This window comes from Phenylobacterium sp. CCH9-H3 (assembly GCF_001557235.1).
Lineage (GTDB): Bacteria > Pseudomonadota > Alphaproteobacteria > Caulobacterales > Caulobacteraceae > Phenylobacterium.
Genome location: NZ_LSJI01000168.1, coordinates 34,933 through 52,606, shown reverse-complemented (window position 1 = coordinate 52,606; position 17,674 = coordinate 34,933). Strand labels below are relative to the sequence as shown.

At 69.4% G+C, this 17,674-nt stretch carries 17 protein-coding genes; 3 read left to right on the top strand and 14 right to left on the bottom strand.

What is annotated here, in order from left to right; genetic code table 11:
• Positions 1–47 precede the first annotated feature (47 nt).
• The 8 genes from parC to lepB form a co-directional block, all read right to left on the bottom strand.
• A complete protein-coding gene (gene parC / locus AX721_RS14955; protein ID WP_068876785.1) occupies positions 48–2,309 on the bottom strand; it encodes a DNA topoisomerase IV subunit A in 2,262 nt (753 codons plus the stop codon).
• A 229-nt stretch (positions 2,310–2,538) separates the two neighbouring features.
• Positions 2,539–2,985 (bottom strand): hypothetical protein, encoded by a 447-nt coding sequence (locus tag AX721_RS14950; protein ID WP_197422591.1) that lies wholly within the window; start codon positions 2,983–2,985, stop codon positions 2,539–2,541.
• 191 nt (positions 2,986–3,176) lie between these two features.
• Positions 3,177–3,908, bottom strand: a complete 732-nt coding sequence (recO, locus tag AX721_RS14945; RefSeq protein ID WP_068876784.1) for a DNA repair protein RecO — start codon at positions 3,906–3,908, stop codon at positions 3,177–3,179.
• Positions 3,908–4,720, bottom strand: coding sequence for an arylamine N-acetyltransferase (locus AX721_RS14940; protein ID WP_068876783.1), 813 nt, complete (start codon positions 4,718–4,720; stop codon positions 3,908–3,910). Before AX721_RS14940 ends, recO begins: the two co-directional genes overlap by 1 nt.
• A 136-nt stretch (positions 4,721–4,856) precedes the next feature.
• The gene (katG, locus tag AX721_RS14935; protein WP_068876782.1) at positions 4,857–7,097 is read right to left on the bottom strand and encodes a catalase/peroxidase HPI; all 2,241 of its coding nucleotides are present in this window, start codon (positions 7,095–7,097) and stop codon (positions 4,857–4,859) included.
• A gap of 160 nt (positions 7,098–7,257) precedes the next feature.
• Positions 7,258–8,193 carry a GTPase Era gene (gene era / locus AX721_RS14930; RefSeq protein WP_068876781.1) on the bottom strand — a complete coding sequence of 312 codons (936 nt, stop codon included), beginning with the start codon at positions 8,191–8,193 and terminating at the stop codon, positions 7,258–7,260.
• A complete protein-coding gene (gene rnc, locus AX721_RS14925) occupies positions 8,190–8,903 on the bottom strand; it encodes a ribonuclease III (protein ID WP_068876780.1) in 714 nt (237 codons plus the stop codon). The genes era and rnc overlap by 4 nt, the downstream gene beginning before the upstream one ends.
• A gap of 13 nt (positions 8,904–8,916) precedes the next feature.
• Positions 8,917–9,699 (bottom strand): signal peptidase I, encoded by a 783-nt coding sequence (gene lepB, locus AX721_RS14920; protein ID WP_068876779.1) that lies wholly within the window; start codon positions 9,697–9,699, stop codon positions 8,917–8,919.
• A gap of 372 nt (positions 9,700–10,071) precedes the next feature.
• On the opposite strand from lepB, the gene AX721_RS14915 reads away from it, so the two are divergent.
• Together AX721_RS14915 and AX721_RS14910 are read left to right on the top strand one after the other, a co-directional pair.
• Positions 10,072–10,971 (top strand): EamA family transporter, encoded by a 900-nt coding sequence (locus tag AX721_RS14915; protein ID WP_068876778.1) that lies wholly within the window; start codon positions 10,072–10,074, stop codon positions 10,969–10,971.
• Positions 10,972–10,982: 11 nt separating this feature from the next.
• Positions 10,983–11,369: a nuclear transport factor 2 family protein gene (locus AX721_RS14910; RefSeq protein ID WP_068876777.1), complete on the top strand. Its 387-nt coding sequence runs from the start codon at positions 10,983–10,985 to the stop codon at positions 11,367–11,369.
• A gap of 10 nt (positions 11,370–11,379) precedes the next feature.
• Here AX721_RS14910 and acpS read toward each other — a convergent pair whose 3' ends face one another.
• The 3 genes from acpS to pyrE are packed head-to-tail and all read right to left on the bottom strand — an operon-like array spanning position 11,380 to position 13,117.
• Positions 11,380–11,778 (bottom strand): holo-ACP synthase, encoded by a 399-nt coding sequence (gene acpS, locus AX721_RS14905; protein WP_068876776.1) that lies wholly within the window; start codon positions 11,776–11,778, stop codon positions 11,380–11,382.
• Positions 11,775–12,536, bottom strand: coding sequence for a pyridoxine 5'-phosphate synthase (locus AX721_RS14900; protein ID WP_068876775.1), 762 nt, complete (start codon positions 12,534–12,536; stop codon positions 11,775–11,777). The genes acpS and AX721_RS14900 overlap by 4 nt, the downstream gene beginning before the upstream one ends.
• Complete coding sequence (gene pyrE / locus AX721_RS14895; RefSeq protein WP_068876774.1) at positions 12,533–13,117, bottom strand: orotate phosphoribosyltransferase; 585 nt, start codon at positions 13,115–13,117, stop codon at positions 12,533–12,535. Before pyrE ends, AX721_RS14900 begins: the two co-directional genes overlap by 4 nt.
• Before the next feature lie 92 nt (positions 13,118–13,209).
• Here pyrE and AX721_RS14890 point away from each other — a divergent pair, with 92 nt between their 5' ends.
• The gene (locus tag AX721_RS14890) at positions 13,210–14,292 is read left to right on the top strand and encodes a hypothetical protein (protein WP_068876773.1); all 1,083 of its coding nucleotides are present in this window, start codon (positions 13,210–13,212) and stop codon (positions 14,290–14,292) included.
• A 166-nt stretch (positions 14,293–14,458) separates the two neighbouring features.
• On the opposite strand, the gene AX721_RS14885 is transcribed toward AX721_RS14890, so the two are convergent.
• From AX721_RS14885 to AX721_RS14875, 3 genes are all read right to left on the bottom strand, one after another.
• Positions 14,459–16,684 carry a bifunctional (p)ppGpp synthetase/guanosine-3',5'-bis(diphosphate) 3'-pyrophosphohydrolase gene (locus AX721_RS14885; RefSeq protein WP_068876772.1) on the bottom strand — a complete coding sequence of 742 codons (2,226 nt, stop codon included), beginning with the start codon at positions 16,682–16,684 and terminating at the stop codon, positions 14,459–14,461.
• A gap of 89 nt (positions 16,685–16,773) precedes the next feature.
• Positions 16,774–17,133, bottom strand: a complete 360-nt coding sequence (gene rpoZ / locus AX721_RS14880) for a DNA-directed RNA polymerase subunit omega (protein ID WP_068876771.1) — start codon at positions 17,131–17,133, stop codon at positions 16,774–16,776.
• A gap of 95 nt (positions 17,134–17,228) precedes the next feature.
• Positions 17,229–17,648 (bottom strand): YciI family protein, encoded by a 420-nt coding sequence (locus tag AX721_RS14875; protein ID WP_068876770.1) that lies wholly within the window; start codon positions 17,646–17,648, stop codon positions 17,229–17,231.
• Positions 17,649–17,674: the final 26 nt, after the last annotated feature.

The following is a 17,674-nucleotide window of genomic DNA, read 5'->3' as shown; positions in this document are numbered from 1 at the left end:
GGTCTTGGCGGCTTGGCGGTGATCTTTTGGGGCGCCGGCGCGCGGGGTCAGGGTTTGGGCCGGAACCGCTTCGTCGCGGGGAAGCCCTTGGGGGCGAGTTTGCCGGCGCCGGCTCTCCGGCCCAGCCAGTCCTTCCAGTCCGGCCAGGCGCGGGTGCGGCCGCTGGGATCGACGGTGGTCAGGCCTTCGGGTTCGCTGAAGGCCGTGGCGTCGCGCAGGCCGCCTTCGCGGTAGCTTTGCAGCTTCACGCCCTTGCCCCGGGGCATCTCGGGCAGTTCGGCGGTGGGGAAGACCAGCAGCTTGCCGTTGTCGCCGATGACGGCGAGGTGGTCGGCGTTTCCGAGCGGGAGGCAGACGGCGGCGCCCTCTCCCTTCTTACTGGGATCGCCGGCGTTCAGCACCTGCTTGCCGGCGCGGCGGAAGGCGATGGCCTCTTCCTCCGGCAGGATGAAGCCGTAGCCCTGCTTGGAGGCCAGGATGCGCTTCGTGCCCGGCTTGTGCGGGAAGACGTCAACGAGGCCGACCTTGTCGTCGAGGTCGATCATCAGGCGCAGGGGCTCGCCGTGGCCGCGGGCGCCGGGGAGCTTGTCGCAGCCTAAGGTGAAGAAGCGGCCGTCGCTGGCGAAGATCAGCAGCTTGTCGGTGGTCTCGGCGGGGACAAGGAACTGGAGCTTGTCGCCCTCCTTGAACTTGAGCTCCGAGGGGTCCTCGACCCGGCCTTTGGCGGCGCGGATCCAGCCGCGTTCGGAGAGGATGATGGTGATCGGCTCGCGCACGATCATGGCTTCCAGGGCCGCCTCGGTGTCGATCTGGGGCGCCTCGGCGAAGGTGGAGCGGCGGGCGTTGAGGTCGGCCAGCTGGGCCTTGGTGTCCTTGAGCCCCTGCCCCACCAGCTTCCACTGGGCCTTGTCGGAGGCCAGCATGGCCTGGATGCCGTCGCGCTCCTCGGCCAGTTCGGCGTGCTCCCGGCGGATCTCCATCTCCTCCAGCCGGGCCAGCTGGCGCAGGCGGGTGTTGAGGATGGCGTCGGCCTGGATCTCGCTGAGCGAGAAGGTCTCGATCAGCTTTTCCTTGGGCTTGTCCTCGTAGCGGACGATCCGGATCACCTCGTCGAGGTTGAGGTAGGCGATCATCAGGCCGTCGAGGATGTGCAGCCGCGCCTCGATCTTGGCCAGGCGGTGGCGGGCCCGGCGGACCAGCACCTCGCGCCGGTGGTCGAGGAAGGCGGTCAGCGCCTGCTTCAGGCTCATAACGCCCGGCGTGCCGCGGGCGTCCAGGACGTTGAGGTTGACGCTGAAGCGGGTCTCGAGGTCGGAGAGCTTGAACAGGCTCTCCATCAGGACCTCGGCCTCGACATTGCGGCTCTTGGGCTCGAGGACCACGCGGACGTCCTCGGCGGACTCGTCGCGCACGTCGCCCAGCAGGGGCGCCTTCTTGGCGTCGATCAGGCCGGCGAGTTGTTCGATCAGCTCGGCCTTGCGCACCTGGTAGGGGATCTCGGTGATGACGATCTGGTAGGTCCCCTTGCCCAGGTCCTCCTTGGCCCAGCGGGCGCGGACGCGGACGCCGCCGCGGCCGGTCTCGTAGACGGTCTGCAGGGCCTGGCGCGGCTCGACGATGACGCCGCCGGTGGGGAAGTCCGGACCCTGGACGTGGGTCATCAGGGCCTCGGTGGAGGCGTCCGGCTGGTCCAGCAGGAGGAGGCAGGCGTCGATCAGCTCGCCGGCGTTGTGCGGCGGGATGGACGTGGCCATGCCCACGGCGATGCCCGTGCTGCCGTTGGCGAGCAGGTTGGGGAAGCCGGCGGGCAGGACCACCGGTTCGTCGTCGGAGCCGTCGTAGGTGGGCTTGAAGTCGACGGCGTCTTCCTCGATCCCGTCCAGCAGGAGCGTGGCGGCCACCGTCAGCTTGGCCTCGGTGTAGCGCATGGCCGCGGCGTTATCGCCGTCGATGTTGCCGAAGTTGCCCTGGCCGTCGACCTGGGGATAGCGCTGGGCGAAGGACTGGGCCATGCGGACCAGGGTGTCGTAGATCGACTGGTCGCCGTGCGGGTGATAGCCGCCCATCACCTCGCCCACCACCTTGGCGCACTTGCGGGCGGCGGCGTCCGGGTTCAGCCGCATCTCGCGCATGGCGTAGAGCACGCGGCGCTGCACGGGCTTCAGGCCGTCGCGCACGTCCGGCAGGGCCCGGTCGGTGATGACGCTGAGGGCATAGGCCAGGTAGCGGCGGCTGAGGGCCTCCGAGAGCGGCTCGTCGATGATGCGGTCGCCGTCGCCGGGACCGGGAGGGGCAGTGATGACGGTCATGGGCAGTCTGGAATCGGAGTGGTGGGATTTCACTGCGGTTCTAGCGCGGCCCGCCGGGCATTTTTACCCCAATCTCCCCTTGTCATCCCGGAAAGCGCGCAGCGTTTGTCCGGACCCCGATGTGATGCGGTAGGCGGCGGGCAACGCGGCGAAGCCAGCGAGATCATTCAGGCGCAACAGATCGGGGTCCCGGTCTTCGCCTGCGGCGAAACCGGGATGACAGGTGGGTTCAGAACGGCAGGGGTTGCAGGTCTGGCTCCACCCATCTGCGCCGCGCATCCGGCGAGAACAACCGGTCCTTCGTCCAGTGGGCCAGGAGCCAGTCGGAGCGGCCGTAGGGCGAGGCCAGGAGCTCGGCGAGGGCCGAGGCGAGGCTCGCGTGGGGCCGCGCGGCCAGCCAGGCGCGGGCGGCGCGCAGGGAGGCCAGGGTGATGGTCTCGTGGTAGCCGGACGTATCGGTGTTGGGCACGCCGGTGGCTTCGTTGTAGGCGCGGATCAGGCCCGGCATCACGGCCTCGGCCTCCACGCCGGGACGGGTGAGCAGCCAGATGGCGGCAGCGAAGTGGGCGGCGTGCGTCCACTCGGCCTTGGGCAGGGTGCGGTCGGCGACGCCCAGCCCAATGCGGGCGATGTCGGTGTCGGTCAGGACGTCGGTGTCGGTCAGTGGGGGCGACATGGGAGAGCTCCTTGGGATGGGAAGCTCGGCGGGGGCGCTGGAAGCAAAAACCCCGCCGGAGCGGGGTTTGCGGGGAACGGCTGTCGGACCGGGGCGGCTCTCAAGGACAGGCGTGCGCAAACACCGCTGCTGGGCAGCGTTGCTGGCAAATGGCCTGATTGAGTTTGGTCGCGGTCATGGCGGCGCTTGTATCAGAGACGGTTCGCGTCGCGAAGCCTGTCCAGCAGCCACAGGCGCGCGGGCGGCAGCGGGCGGTTCAGGGGGCCGAAGATGAAGGCCTCCAGGAAGTGGCCGGTGAGGCCGAGGCCCGCCCCCACGTCGCCCGCCGCGAGCCCCGCCTGGGCGCCCAGCATGAAGGGCGGCAGGATGAGCAGGCGGTCCTTGTAGGGCTCGCCGGCTCCGCGGCTGACGGCCCGGCCGGTGCGGGGGCTGACATAGATGAGGTCGTCGGTGGCGCCGGTGGCGGCGCACTTGGAGAGGTCCAGGCCGAAGCCCAGGTCCTGCAGCAGGCCCGCCTCGAAGCGGACGAACACGGCGGGCCAGATGTCCGGGATGGCGAGGGCCGAGCAGAGGGCCTCGAAGGCCAGGTAGGCGCCCGGATGCGGCTCGCGCTCCGGCAGGGCGCCGGCGGCCACGGCGGCGGCGGCGGAGAGGCCCGCCAGGGCCAGGGGATCATCGAACAGGGCGCCCGGCCCCTCGCCCACCGGCTCCAGGCTGGCCGAGCCGAGCTGGTCGGACACGCGGGCGCGGTAGCGGACCAGCACCTGGGCCCCCGGCTGCAGGAACGGGCGCATGCGCCGGGAGCCGCCCCCCGCCACGTGGGCGGCGTAGCGGCCGTGCCGGGCAGTCAAGAGCTCGACGATGGCCCCGGACTCGCCGTGGGTCCGGGCCGCCAGGACGAAGGCGTCGTCCTCGAATTCCATCAGGCGGGCGGCGCCTCAGCGGCGCCCTCGATCATCGGCCGCCAGGACGGCTCGACCGCGAGGCCGAAGGTGTCGCGCAGGACCGCCTCGATGCCGTCGGCGTCGAGGATCTGCTTGGTCGGCGTCCCGTCCAGCGGGCGGGTGGTGAAGCGGTTGAACAGGAGGCCGTAGCGCGCCGTGGGGGTGGTGCGGGCGCACAGGAGGTTGTGGCGGAAGTGGCTGGTGGGATGGGTGGAGGTGAACCAGTTGGCCATCTCATAGTCCCGCGGCACGCAGGGGCTGAGCGAGACGTCATAGGCCGGGACCCAGCCCGCCTCGCGCCGGACCTCCAGCGACAGGCCGCCGGGGATGGCCAGCAGGCGGTAGTTGTCGTGGTCGGTCACCTGGATCACGTCGGATGCGAAGCGCAGCGGCGCGGTGAGGACGCAGCCGCCGAAGCCCACGTCCGCCAGCCAGTCCTGCCCTTCGGCGGCGACCTTGAGCACGTGGTGGGTGCGCGGCTGGGCGGGCGCGTCGGGCGGGGCGTTCCAGCGCACCCGGGCGGCCAGACCTTCGACCTGGAAGCCGAGCTCGGTGAGCACGCGCGTGAAGAGGCTGTTGTGCTCGAAGCAGTAGCCGCCTCGGCCGCCGTGAATCAGCTTGGCGTCCACCGCGGCCGGCGAGATGTCGACGCCGCGGTCCAGCAGGCAGTCGATAGCTTCGAAGGGAATCGCCGCCGGATGCAGGGCATGCAGCGCCCTCAAGGTGGCGATACTGGCGTCACGGGGGCCGGCGTAGCCGATGCGGGCGAAATAGGCGTCAAGGTCGACCATGGGCCCTAGTTAGGGGCTCGCCGGCGTTTCGCGAAGCGCCGACCCGCCCGCGGCGACGTCGCTGGCAGGATGCACGTCACCGGATCGCTCGCGCCCGCCGGATTTCGGCGGGCGCGAGGCTTACCTCCGTGGGCTGCTATCGCGCCGCCGGTTCGGCGACGCCGATCGGCTGCACGCTGTCGAGGTTCTGCGGCAGGTCGAACCGGTCGGCGTTCATCACCTTGGTCCAGGCCTTGACGAAGTCGCGGACGAACTTCTCCTCATTGCCGCGCTCGGCGTAGACCTCGGCCGTCGCCCGGAGCTGGCTGTTGGAGCCGAAGATCAGGTCGGTGCGCGTGGCGCGCCACTTCTCCTGACCGCCGCCGCGGTCGTAGCCGATGAACGCCTCGTCGGCGCTGGTGTCGACCACCTTCCAGAAGGTGTCGTTGTCCAGCAGGTTGACGAAGAAGTCGTTGGTCAGCTGGCCCTTCCGCGTGGTGAAGACGCCCTCCGGCGCGTCGCGGTAGTTGGCGCCCAGGACCCGCAGGCCGCCCACCAGCACCGTCATCTCCGGAACCGAAAGACCCAGCAGGGAGGCGCGGTCGAGCAGCAGCTCTTCGGTGCGGACCGAGTGCTTGGTCTTCAGGTAGTTGCGGAACCCGTCGGCCACCGGCTCCAGCACTGCGAAGCTCGCCGCGTCGGTCTGGTCCTGGGTCGCGTCGCCGCGACCGCCGGTGAAGGGGACCTCGACGGCGAAGCCGGCGTCGCGGGCGGCCTTCTCCACCGCCGCCGTCCCGGCCAGCACGATGGCGTCGGCCATGGACAGCCCGCCGCGCAGTTCGTCGATCCTGGCGAGGATGCGGGCCAGTTCCTCCGGCTCGTTCACCTGCCAGCCCGTCTGGGGCTCCAGGCGCAGGCGGGCGCCGTTGGCGCCGCCGCGGTGGTCGCTGCGGCGATAGGTGGACGCCGAGGCCCAGGCGGTCTTCACCAGCTGGCCGATGCTGAACCCCGCGTCCAGAATCTTCGACTTGAACGCGGCGACCTCGGCATCGGACGGCGCCTGGCCCTTGGGCACCGGGTCCTGCCAGATCAGATCTTCGGCGGGGACCTCGGGGCCGAGGTAGCGGACCTTGGGGCCCATGTCCCGATGGGTCAGCTTGAACCACGCCCGCGCGAAGGCGTCCTTGAAGGCGGCGTGGTCGTTGCGGAACTTCTCGGAGATCGCGCGGAACTCCGGGTCGACCTTCAGGGCCATGTCGGCCGTGGTCATCATCGTCGGCACGCGCTTGGACGGATCGTGCGCCGCCGGGGCCATGTCCTCCGGCTTCTGGTTGATCGGCTGCCACTGCTTCGCGCCGGCGGGGCTGCGGACGAGCTCGTACTCATAGTCCAGCAGCAGGCGGAAGTAGTTCTCCGACCATTCGGTGGGCGTGTTCACCCAGGCGCCTTCGATGCCGCTCGTGATGGTGTGTTCGCCGATCCCGCTCTCGTGGGCGCTGGCCCATCCCAGCCCCTGCAAGGTGATGTCGGCCGCCTCGGGCGCGACGCCGACCAGGCTCGCATCGCCCGCCCCGTGCGCCTTGCCGAAGGTGTGCCCCCCGGCCGTCAGCGCGACGGTCTCCTCGTAGTTCATCGCCATGCGCTCGAAGGTGATCTTGATGTCGCGCGCCGACTGCAGCGGGTCCGGCACGCCGCCCGGGCCCTCCGGATTGACGTAGATCAGGCCCATCTGGATGGCGGCGAGCGGGTGCTCGAGCTCCAGCTGCTCTTCCGGCAGGATGCGGGTCTTGTTGTCCGCATGGCCGACCCACTGTTCCTCCGAACCCCAGTAGATGTCGCGCTCGGGCTCGAAGACGTCCGCGCGGCCGCCGCCGAAGCCGAAGACCGGCCCGCCCATGGACTCGATGGCCACGTTGCCGGCCAGGATGAAGAGATCCGCCCAGCTGATGTTCTTCCCGTACTTGCGCTTGATGGGCCACAGCAGGCGCCGCGCCTTGTCGAGGTTGCCGTTGTCCGGCCAGCTGTTGAGCGGTGCGAACCGCTGCTGGCCGCTATTGGCGCCGCCGCGGCCGTCGGCGGTGCGGTAGGTGCCCGCCGCGTGCCAGGCCATGCGGATCATGAACGGGCCGTAGTGGCCGTAGTCCGCCGGCCACCACGGCTGGCTGTCCGTCATCAGCGCCTTCAGGTCCGCCTTCAGGGCGTCGTAGTCCAGGGCGTTGAACGCCTCGGCGTAGTTGAAATCCGCGCCCATGGGGTCGGGCGAGAGCCCGCCCTGCTTGAGGATGTCGAGCGGCAGGGACTCCGGCCACCAGTCCTGGTTCGTGCGCCCCAGCAGCGACCGCACAGTCGTAGGCTTGCCGACGGGGCAGCCCTTCGCATGGTCGACCTTCTGATCCATCTCAGTTTCCTCGCGCTTCCGACAGCAGGGACCTGCGTGTCTTGAGGAGAGGATCAACCAGGCGGGACGCCGCGTAAAATTGATTGTAAAGAAAACTTCGATAGAGACGGTCTATACGACGTCGCCACTCCTCCTCGCCTTCGGCTGGAGTCTGGGAAGGCTAGCTGTCGAAGTCGAGGCCCACGTCGCCGTAGAACTCGCGCTTGTCGGCCCATTTCTCGTCGACGGTGACGTGCAGGAAGAGGTGGACGGGGCGGTCGAACAGCTCGATGAGCTCCTCGCGGGCCTTCTGGCCTATCCACTTCAGGGTCTGGCCGCCCTTGCCCAGGATGATCGGCCGCTGGCTCTCGCGCTCGACGTAGATGGTCTGTTCGATGCGGACGCCGCCGTCCTTGCGCTCCTGGAAGGCGGTGGTCTCGACGGCGGCCGAATAGGGCAGCTCCTCGTGGACGCGCAGGTAGAGCTTCTCGCGGGTGATCTCGGCGGCGAGCAGGCGGGCCGGCAGGTCGGCGGTCTGCTCCTCGGGGTAGAGCCAGGGGCCCTCGGGCATCAGCTCGGCCAGGCGGCGCTTGAGGTCGTCCACGCCGGAGCCGTCGGCGGCGGAGATCATGAAGACCTCGGAATAGACCCCGGTCTCGAAGAGGCGCTGCGAGAGGCCCAGGAGGGTCTCGCGCTTCATGCCGTCGATCTTGTTGAGCGCCAGGATGGCTTTCTTGCCGGAGGCCTTGAGGCCTTCGACGATGGCTTCGACGTCGGCGGCGGCGCGGCGGTCGGCGGGCTTGCCCTCCTTGGTGGGGGCGGCCAGCTCGGCCACGGAGTCGACGAGGTGGACGATGGCGTCGGCGTCCTCGGCCCCGCCCCAGGCGGCGCGGACCATGGCGCGGTCCAGCTTGCGGCGCGGCTGGAAGATGCCGGGGGTGTCCACGAGGACGATCTGGGTCTCGCCTTCGATGGCGACTCCGCGCACCGGGAAGCGGGTGGTCTGGACCTTCTGGGTCACGATGGAGACCTTGGCCCCCACCAGGCGGTTGGTGAGCGTCGACTTGCCCGCATTGGGGGCGCCAATGATGGCCGCGAAGCCTGCGTGCTGGGTCATTGGCCGGCCTCGGATTCCACGCCTTCGCGCTTCAATAGCATAACCTGGGCGGCGGCCTTTTCGGCCGCCTGGCGCGAACCGCCCTCGCCGCGCTCGGGCTCGAAGCCCTTCACGCGCACCTCGACCGTGAAAACCGGCGCGTGGGCCGGGCCCTCGCGCTGGACGACCTCGTAGGCCGGCAGCGGCAGGCCGAGGCCCTGCGCCCACTCCTGGAGCTGGGTCTTGGGATCCTTGCCGCGCGGGGTGTCGAGGTGGACGAATTCCTCGGCCCAGAACTTCTCGAAGAAGGCCTTGGCCGTCTCCAGGCCGCCGTCGATGTAGAGGGCGGCGATCAGGGCCTCGCAGGCGTCGCCCAGGACCGCGTCGGACTTGCGGGCCCCGACCTTGGTGGCGCTGGCGGAGAGGCGCAGGGCCGCCGGCAGGCCGGCGCGCTCCGCCGCCCGGGCGCAGGCGTGATAGTTCACGAGGCTGGCGAGCCGGCGCGACATCTCCCCTTCCCGGCTGTCGGGGTCCAGGGCCATCAGCCGCTCGGCGGCGCAGAGGTTCAGCACCCGATCGCCTAAGAACTCCAGCCGCTCGTTGTGGCGCACCTCGCGCGCGCCGTCGCCGACGCTGGCGTGGGTCAGCGCGCGCTCGAGGAGTTCGCGGTCGGCGAAGACGTGGCCGATGCGGCTTTCGAGGTCCTCGACCGCCGCAGCCCTAGCGTTCATCGGGGGCGGGCATTCATTTGAGGACTTTGAAGAACCGGCTGGGGCGGGCGTCCAGCACCCAGGTCCAGGGCTTGAAGATCGACGCTTCCGGCTTCCAGGACAGCAGGATGATCTGCGCCTTGCCGACCAGGTTCTCGGCCGGGACGTAGCCCACGCCGCCGATCGCCGGGTTCACCCGGCTGTCCGACGAGTTGTCGCGGTTGTCGCCCATCATGAAGTAGTGGCCTTCGGGGACGACGAAGACGTCGGTGTTGTCGAGCTCGCCGTCCGTGCCGAAGTCCTGGGTCACGAAGCGCTCGCCCGAGGCGAGGCGCTCTTCGTAGCGGGGCACGTCGCGGATGTAGCCGCCGCCCACGTCCTCGCGGATCGGCGACAGGGCCTCGCGCGGGACGAGCTTGTCGTTCACGTAGAGCAGGCCGTTCTTCATCTGGATGCGGTCGCCGGCCACGCCGATGACGCGCTTGACGTAGTCGGTGCGGTTGTCGCTGGGCAGCTTGAAGACGACGATGTCGCCGCGCTCGGCCGGCTTGTCCATGATCCGGCCCTTGAACAGCGGCGGGCTGAACGGGATCGAGTGGTGCGAGTAGCCGTAGCTGAACTTGGAGACGATGATGTAATCGCCCTCGTAGAGGTTCGGCTCCATCGACGCCGACGGGATGGTGAAGGGCTGGAAGAAGACCACGCGCAGGACCAGCGCGATCAGCAGCGCCCAGAAGATGGTCTTGAAGATCTCGACCAGCTCGTGCCACGCGCCGGATTTTTCAGGCGTCTTCACGCTCTGCACGTTCTCGCTCATTCGTCGTCCCTGGCGCCTCGGCGTCCCGAAGCGGTGTGTGCCTATCCGCTCCGTAACCCATGAGCAAGTTCCGCGCCCGTGAACAATGCGACAGGCGGCGATCGGTCGCCGGGATGGAACCTCCCTCTCCTCGCGTTGTCATCCCGGTTTCGCGGCACGCGAAGACCGGGACCCCGATGTGTTGCGATGTGAAGACCGTGGAAGCGTCGCCGCCCTAGTGCTCGTCCGAACGCAACAGATCGGGGTCCCGGTCTTTGGCTGCGCCAAAACCGGGATGACAGGGGTGGAGTGAGCGCCCGATCCGATGATCAAGGGCCAGTTCGCGCGAAATGGACCGGTGACAGCCGCGCTTGCCCGCATATGTAGAGTGCGATGACTCGCGACGCCCTGCCCCCGCTGCACCTCCTGCTGGCCCTGGTGGTCATCGCGATCTGGGGGACCAACTTCGTGGTCATCAAGTGGGGGCTGGAGGACTTTCCGCCCCTGACGTTCGCGGCCCTGCGCTTCACCTTCGCGGTGCTGCCGGCGATCTTCTTCCTGAAGCGGCCGGCCGTTCCGTGGTGGAACCTGGCCCTCTACGGGGTGCTGATCGGGGTCGGCCAGTTCGGCATGCTGTACATCGCCATGACCAACATGATCTCGCCGGGGCTGGCGAGCCTGGTGGTGCAGGTGCAGGCCTTCTTCACCGTCGGCTTCGCCATGCTGCTGGCCGGCGAGCGGGTGCGGACGTTCCAGGTGGTGGCCCTGGCGATGGCGGCCTGCGGGCTGGGCTGGCTGATGATCCACACCAACGGCGAGGTCACGCCCCTGGGTCTCGGACTGGTGCTGATCGCGGCCCTGGGCTGGGCGGGCGGGAACACGGCCGCGCGGGCGGCCGGACCGGTGAACATGTTGAGCTATGTGGTCTGGGCCAGCGTCTTCTCGGCGCCGCCGCTGTTCGCCCTGGCGCTGATGTTCGAGGGCTGGCCGGCGATCTCCGGCGCCGTGCAGCATGCCGACGCCGGGGCCTGGGCGGCGCTGCTGTGGCAGTCGGTAGGCAATACGATCTTCGGCTACACCGCCTGGGCCTGGCTGCTGGCGCGCCACCCCGCCGCCACCATCGCGCCCCTCTCCCTGCTGGTGCCGGTGTTCGGCATGGGCGCCTCGGCGATCCTGCTGGGCGAGGCGCTGACGAGCTGGAAGCTGACCGCCGCCGTGCTGGTGCTGGGCGGTCTGGCCATCAACACCCTGTGGCCGCGGCTGATGCAGCGGCGCAGCGCTCCGGCCGCCTGAGGGGGAAATCGATGCCGTCGCGCCAGACTGTGGAAGCTTTCGTCGCCCAGGTGCTGAGCGGCCAGCACGTGGAGGCGATCCGCGACTGGTACGCCGAGGACGCCGCGATGCAGGAGAACCAGGACGCCCCGCGGGTCGGCCGCGACCTGCTGATGGCCGGCGAGGCGCAGATGCTGGCCCGGCAGGCCGAGGTGGTCACCGAACTGTTGGCGCCGCCGCTGGTGGACGGGGACCGCGTGGCGATCCATTGGCGCTTCACCTTCACCTCGAAGAAGGGCCACGTGAACCGCTTCGAGGAGATCGCCTGGCAGGAATGGCGCGGCGACAGGATCTGGCGCGAGACGTTCTTCTACGACCCCGGCCAGACGCGCCGGCCGGACGGCGCGTCGGGGTCCTGAGCGCGCGACTCTATTCCGGCAGCGCCTCGATGATCACGAAGGCCTGGGCGTAGGGGTGGTCGTCGGTGAGGGTCAGGTGGATGACCGCCTTCATGCCCGGCGGCGTCATCTCCTTGAGCCGCTCGGCCGCGCCGCCGGTCAGGGCCATGGTGGGCTGGCCCGAGCGCATGTTGACCACGCCCATGTCGCGCCAGAAGACCCCCCGGCGCATGCCGGTGCCCAGGGCCTTGGCGCAGGCCTCCTTGGCGGCGAAGCGCTTGGCGTAGCTGGCGGCGGCGTCGACCTTTCGGTCGGAGCGCGTGCGCTCCAGCTCGGTGAACACCCGCTGTTTGAAGCGGTCGCCGAAGCGGTCGAGGCTCTCCTGGATGCGGCGGATGTCGGAAAGGTCGGAGCCCAGGCCCAGGATCACGCCGCCACCTGCGCCCGAGCTTCGTCCATCAGGGCCCGCATCCGCTGGATGGCGGGCCCCAGGCCGATGAAGATGGCCTCGCCGATCAGGAAATGGCCGATGTTCAATTCCATCAGCTCCGGGATCGCGGCGACGGGCTTGACCGTCTCGTAGTCGATGCCGTGGCCGGCGTGGACCTCCAGGCCCAGGCGATGCGCCTCGGCGGCGGCGCCCTTGAGGTTCGCCAGCAGGGCCTCGGCCTCTTCGCGCCGGCCGCCCCGGACGGCCTCGCAATAGGCGCCGGTGTGCAGCTCGACCACCTGGGCGCCGACCGACCGGGACGCGGCGACCTGGGCGACATCCGCATCGATGAAGCAGGAGACCCGGATGCCGGCCTGGACCAGCCGCGATACGACAGGGGCGATGGTGTTGTGGCCCTTCACGACGTTGAGGCCGCCCTCGGTGGTGACCTCCTCGCGCCGCTCCGGCACCAGGCAGGCGGCGTGCGGCAGGTGGGCGAGCGCGATAGCCTCCATCTCGGGCGTCACGGCGCACTCGAAGTTGAGCGGGCGTCCGCGCCGGCGGCAGGTGACCGCCAGGGCGTCGATGTCGGCGTCCGAGATGTGGCGGCGATCCTCCCGCAGGTGGGCGGTGATGCCGTCAGCGCCGGCGGCCAGGGCCATTTCGGCGGCGCGGACGGGATCGGGATAGCCCTCGCCCCGCGCGTTCCGCACGGTGGCGACGTGGTCGATGTTGACGCCCAGGCGCAGTCTGCTCATCCGCGGAGCCTCTTGGAGCCCGGCTCCTCCGCCGGGAGGGCGGCCAGCTCGGGAGGGATCTCATCGGCGGCGTAGGACGGAACGTCCACGGTCGCCAGGGCCACCAGGGGCCAGCCCACCTCAGCCCGGCCGCCGGAGCGGTCGACGATGCAGGCGCAGCAGACCACAACGCCGCCGGCCGCCTCGATGGGCTCCACCGCCTCGCGGAACGAGCCGCCGGTGGTGATCACGTCCTCGACCACGACCACCTTGGCGCCGGGGGCGATGCTGAAGGCGCGGCGCAGCCGGAACTTGCCGTCCTCGCGCTCGACGTAGATCGACGGCACGCCCATGGCGCGGGCCACTTCGTAGCCGGGAATGATGGCGCCGACGGCCGGGGCGACGATCACGTCCGGCTTGCCGAACTGGGCCTCGATCTTGGCGGCCAGGGCCCGGCAAAGGCGCTCGGTCCGCTCAGGATATTGGAAAACCAGGTTCTTCTGCAGGAACATCGGACTGTGGCGGCCTGACGCCAGGATGAAGTGGCCCTCTCGCAGCGCCCCGGCGGCGCGAAATTCGTCCAGGACAGCTTCAGTGTTCATCGGCGTTCGCTTCTCGGCAACATGTCGGTGCAAGGATGCAGCCAATAACTCGTGATGGTGCATACCGCCAACCAAGGCGCATTAGACGACCGATGGACGCAAGAACCACGGCCACAGAGCGGTTCATCGCCGCTTTCAGCACGGCTGCGTCGCCCGCGGGCGACGGCGCGGGCGCGCGGGCGGCCGTGGCGGATGCGCACGAGCGCCGGGCGTTCCCCGCCGAGTTCCCCGAGGGCTTGAAGCCGCGGCTGCGCCTGTTCCTCAGCGTCGACCTGGTCGGATCCACGCCCTACAAGCAGAGCCGGCAGATGTGGCGGCCGGAAATCGTCAGCTTCTACCGTAACTTCGACTATATTCTTCAGACGCAGTATCGCGAATTCGCGGGCGGCCTCGACGACGGCCTGCCGGCGCCGGAATTCTGGAAGAGCAACGGCGACGAGCTGCTCTACGTCTGCGAACTGCACAGCCTGAGCCACGCGCACGCCCTGATGCATGTGTGGCTGGCGACCCTGAACGAGTATCGGGGCAGCCGCGACGAGGCGGCCAAGCACCTGGACGTGAAGTCCACGGCCTGGATCGGCCTGTTCCCCTCGCCCAACGCCGAGATCTTCTTCCGCCGCGGCGCCTCGCAGGCGGACATCAAGGACCCGATCCTGGCCCAGGCCGAGATCCGCGAGGAGTGGTACGCCAACCCGGCCAACCCGACGATCACGCGCGAGTTCGTGGGACCGTCGATCGACACCGGCTTCCGCCTGACCTCCTGGGCCAGCCCCGACCGGATGATCGTCTCGGTGGACCTGGCCTTCCTGCTGACCGGCGCCTACACGCGCAAGGTGGGGCCACTGCGCCTGCATCTGTCGGGCAAGGACAAGCTGAAGGGGGTCATCGACAACCAGCCCTACCCCACCCTCTGGATCCCGGTGGGCCGCTCGCGCATCGACCCGGAGGACCGCCGGGCCAGCGAGGTCTCCACCGACCGCTCGACGATCCGCTCCTATTGCGAGGCGATCATCGAGCAGAACTACAAGACCATCACCCCGCTCTACCTGGCGGGCGCGCATCACGAGGACTACGACTGGGTCCCGCCCTATGTGCTGACGGACATCCTGCGCCACTGGGACCAGGAGCGCCGCTACCGCGAGGAAGTCACCGGCGTCGTCCTGATCGACGACTGAGGCGCGGGCTTCGGGTTGTCATCCCGGTTTCGCGGCGCGCGAAGACGGGACCCCGATTTGTGGACATGGGTTGTAGGCGCCGCGGCGCCGCGGCGTGAAACCGTCGCCGCAGCAGATCGCGGCCCCGGTCTTTGGCCTGCGGCCAAAACCGGGATGACAGCGTGTGCTACCCCTCGCCCTTCGTGCGCTCGACCTCTTCGACGCTGGGGTTGGCGCGGAGGGCGGCGGAGATGTGGGTGAGGTGGCGGGCGTCGTTGACGTCGACGTCGATGTCCACGTCGAAGAAATCCGACTGCCGGTGGTGCATCCGCAGGTTCACGATATTGCCGCCGGCCTCGCCGATGATGGTGCAGACCTGGCCCAGGACGCCGGGGGCGTTCCGGATGGTGGCGGTCAGGCGGGCGCGGGCGATGGCGTTGCGCTCGGCCTCGGGCGTCCACTGCAGGTCGCGCCAGAGCTCCTCGCGCTCCTCGTATTCGGCCAGCTTCTCGCAATCGATGGTGTGGACGGTGAGGCCGCGGCCGTCGGGCTCCAGGATGCCGACGATCCTATCGCCGGGCACCGGCGAGCAGCACGGGCCGAAATGCAAGGTGACGCCGGGGGTCAGGCCGCCGCCGCGGACGTAGAGCCGAGCGGTCTTGCCCTCCTGGATGTGGCGCCGCGCGGTGGCGGCCTCACGCTCGGCCGCCTTGAGGCCGGGGAACACCGCCTCCAGAACCTGGGAGGGCGTGGCGCGGCCGCGGCCGACGGCGTCGAACAGGTCGTCCTCGCTGGCGACGGCGAAGCGGTCCAGCGCCGGGCGCAGGGAGACATCCTTGCGGCTCTTGCCGGCGGACTCGAAGGCCTGGTCAACGGTGGCGCGGCCCAGGCGGACGAACTCTTCGCGCTCGGTCTGACGGATGTGGCGGCGGATGGCCGAGCGGGCGCGGCCGGTGACGGTGAGCGAGCGCCAGTCCGGCGGGACCACCGGCTTGCCGCCGCGGATCACCTCGACCACGTCGCCGTTGGAGAGCGTGGTGCGCAGGGGCTTCAGCTCGCCGTTGACCTTGGCGCCCACGGTGGTGTCGCCGATGTCGGTGTGCAGGGCGTAGGCGAAGTCCAGCGGCATGGCTCCGCGCGGCAGGCTGACCAGCTGGCCCTTGGGCGTGAAGACGAACACCTGGTCGAGGTACATCTCGAGCTTTGCGTGCTCGACCAGCTCCTCGGCGTCGCCGCCGTGTTCCAGCACCTGGACGAGGTGGCGCAGGTTGACCAGCGGGTCGCGGCCGCCGGCGGCCTTCTGCGCTTCGGCGTCGAAGCCGTAGGACTCGTTCTTGTAGCGCCAGTGGGCGGCGACCCCCTCCTCGGCCACCCGGTCCATGGCCTCGGTGCGGATCTGCATCTCGATGCGCATGCCCTTGTAGCCCACCACCGTGGTGTGGATGGACCGGTAGTTGTTGCGCTTGGGGGTGGAGATGAAGTCCTTGAACCGCTCGGGCACGCTGGGCCAGGCGCGGTGGATGACGCCGAGGGCGCGGTAGCAGTCCTCCTCGGTGTCGACGATCACCCGGAAGGCGTAGATGTCGGAGAGCTGCGAGAAGCCGATCGACTTGCGCTGGAGCTTCCGCCAGATCGAATAGGCGTGCTTCTCGCGGCCGAAGACCCGGGCGGGGATGCCGGCGACCTCCAGCCGGTTGCTGATCTCCTGGCTCACGGCCGAGACCGCCCCCCCCTGCTGTTCGCGCAGAACGGCCAGGCGGCGCAGGATGGCGTTGCGGCCCACCGGGTTCAGGTGGGCGAAGGCCAGTTCCTCCAGCTCCTCGCAGATGCGGTGCACGCCGATGGAGCGGGCCAGGGGGCCGTAGATGTCGAGGGTCTCGCGGGCGATCCGCTCGCGCTTGGCGGCCTGCTTGATGAAATGCAGGGTCCGCATGTTGTGCAGCCGGTCGGCCAGCTTCACCAGGAGGACGCGGACGTCCTTGGAGATGGCCAGGATGAACTTGCGCAGGTTCTCCGCCTGGCGAAGGTGTTCCTGCGAGAGCTCCAGCTTGGAGAGCTTGGTGACGCCCTCGACAAGCTCGGCGATCTCGGCGCCGAAGAGCTGCTCGACCTTCTCGCGGGTGGCGTCGGTGTCCTCGATGACGTCGTGCAGCAGCGCCGTGACGATGGTCTCGGTGTCGAGGCGGTAGTCGGTGAGGATGCCCGCCACCTCGATGGGATGGGCGAAGTAGGGGTCGCCGGACGCCCGCTTCTGCGAACCGTGCTGGCGCATGGCGTAGACGTAGGCGCGGTTCAGGAGCGCCTCGTCGGCCGAGGGGTCGTACGAGCGGACCTTCTCGATCAGCTCGAACTGGCGAAGCATCTTGGGCCGGGTGGTCCCGGTGACCAGCGGCGCCTGCATGGGAGCGTCCATCGCCGGCGCTTCGGGCATGGAGGTGTCGGGAGGCGGGACGGCGGTTGCGGTCGCCGCCTCTCTAGTGAGGGGTTCTGCGCCTTCTGGGCTCAGTACCGCTCCTCCTGGCCGCCGTCGCGGTCGCTCTGCAGGGCGCGGACCAGTTCCAGCTCGCTCATCTGCATGTGGGTCGGATCGGCCAGCAGGGCGAGGGTCTCAGCCTCTTCCTCGGCTTCCGAACGCTCGTCGACGCGCTGCAGCGTGCCGATCAGGGTTTCCTTGAGCTCCTCGGCGTCGACGACGTCGTCGGCGATCTCGCGCAGGGCCACGACCGGGTTCTTGTCGTTGTCCCGATCCACCATGATCTGCGAGCCGGCCGAGATGGCGCGGGCGCGATGGGCGGACAGGAGCACGAGCGAGAAGCGGTTCGGGACCTTCTCGATGCAGTCTTCGACGGTGACGCGAGCCATGGAGTCTCTCAGGGAGGGAAGATAGAACCGCGCAAAATAGAGGGTCGGCCCCCATTGTGCAACGCCGCATAGGTCGCACGCGTCGATGAGGCCCGTCAGCTCTTGCCGAAGACGGCGTTCGCATGCTCCCGGAGCGTGGGTCGCGCGAAGGCGTCGCCCAGCTCCTCCAGCTCGAACACGCGGCGGATCTCCAGTTCGACGTTGGCTTCGCCGCAATCCATGGGCCAGCGCTTGGCCCATTCCAGCACCTCTTCCAGGCTGCCCGCCTCGACCATCGTGTAGCCGGCGATCAGCTCCTTGGTCTCGGCGAAGGGGCCGTCGATGACTATAGGCTTGCCGTCGGTGAACTTCACCCGGGCGCCCTTGGAACTGGGGTGCAGGCCGTCGCCGCCCAGGACCTTCAGGTGCTTGGCCATCTCGGCGTGGTAGTCGACCATGGACCGCGCCTGCGCCTCGGTGGGCATGACGCCGGCTTCGGTGTCCGCATCCGACTTGCGGATGATCATGAAACGCATCGGAACCTCGTGGGCTGGAGGGGGCG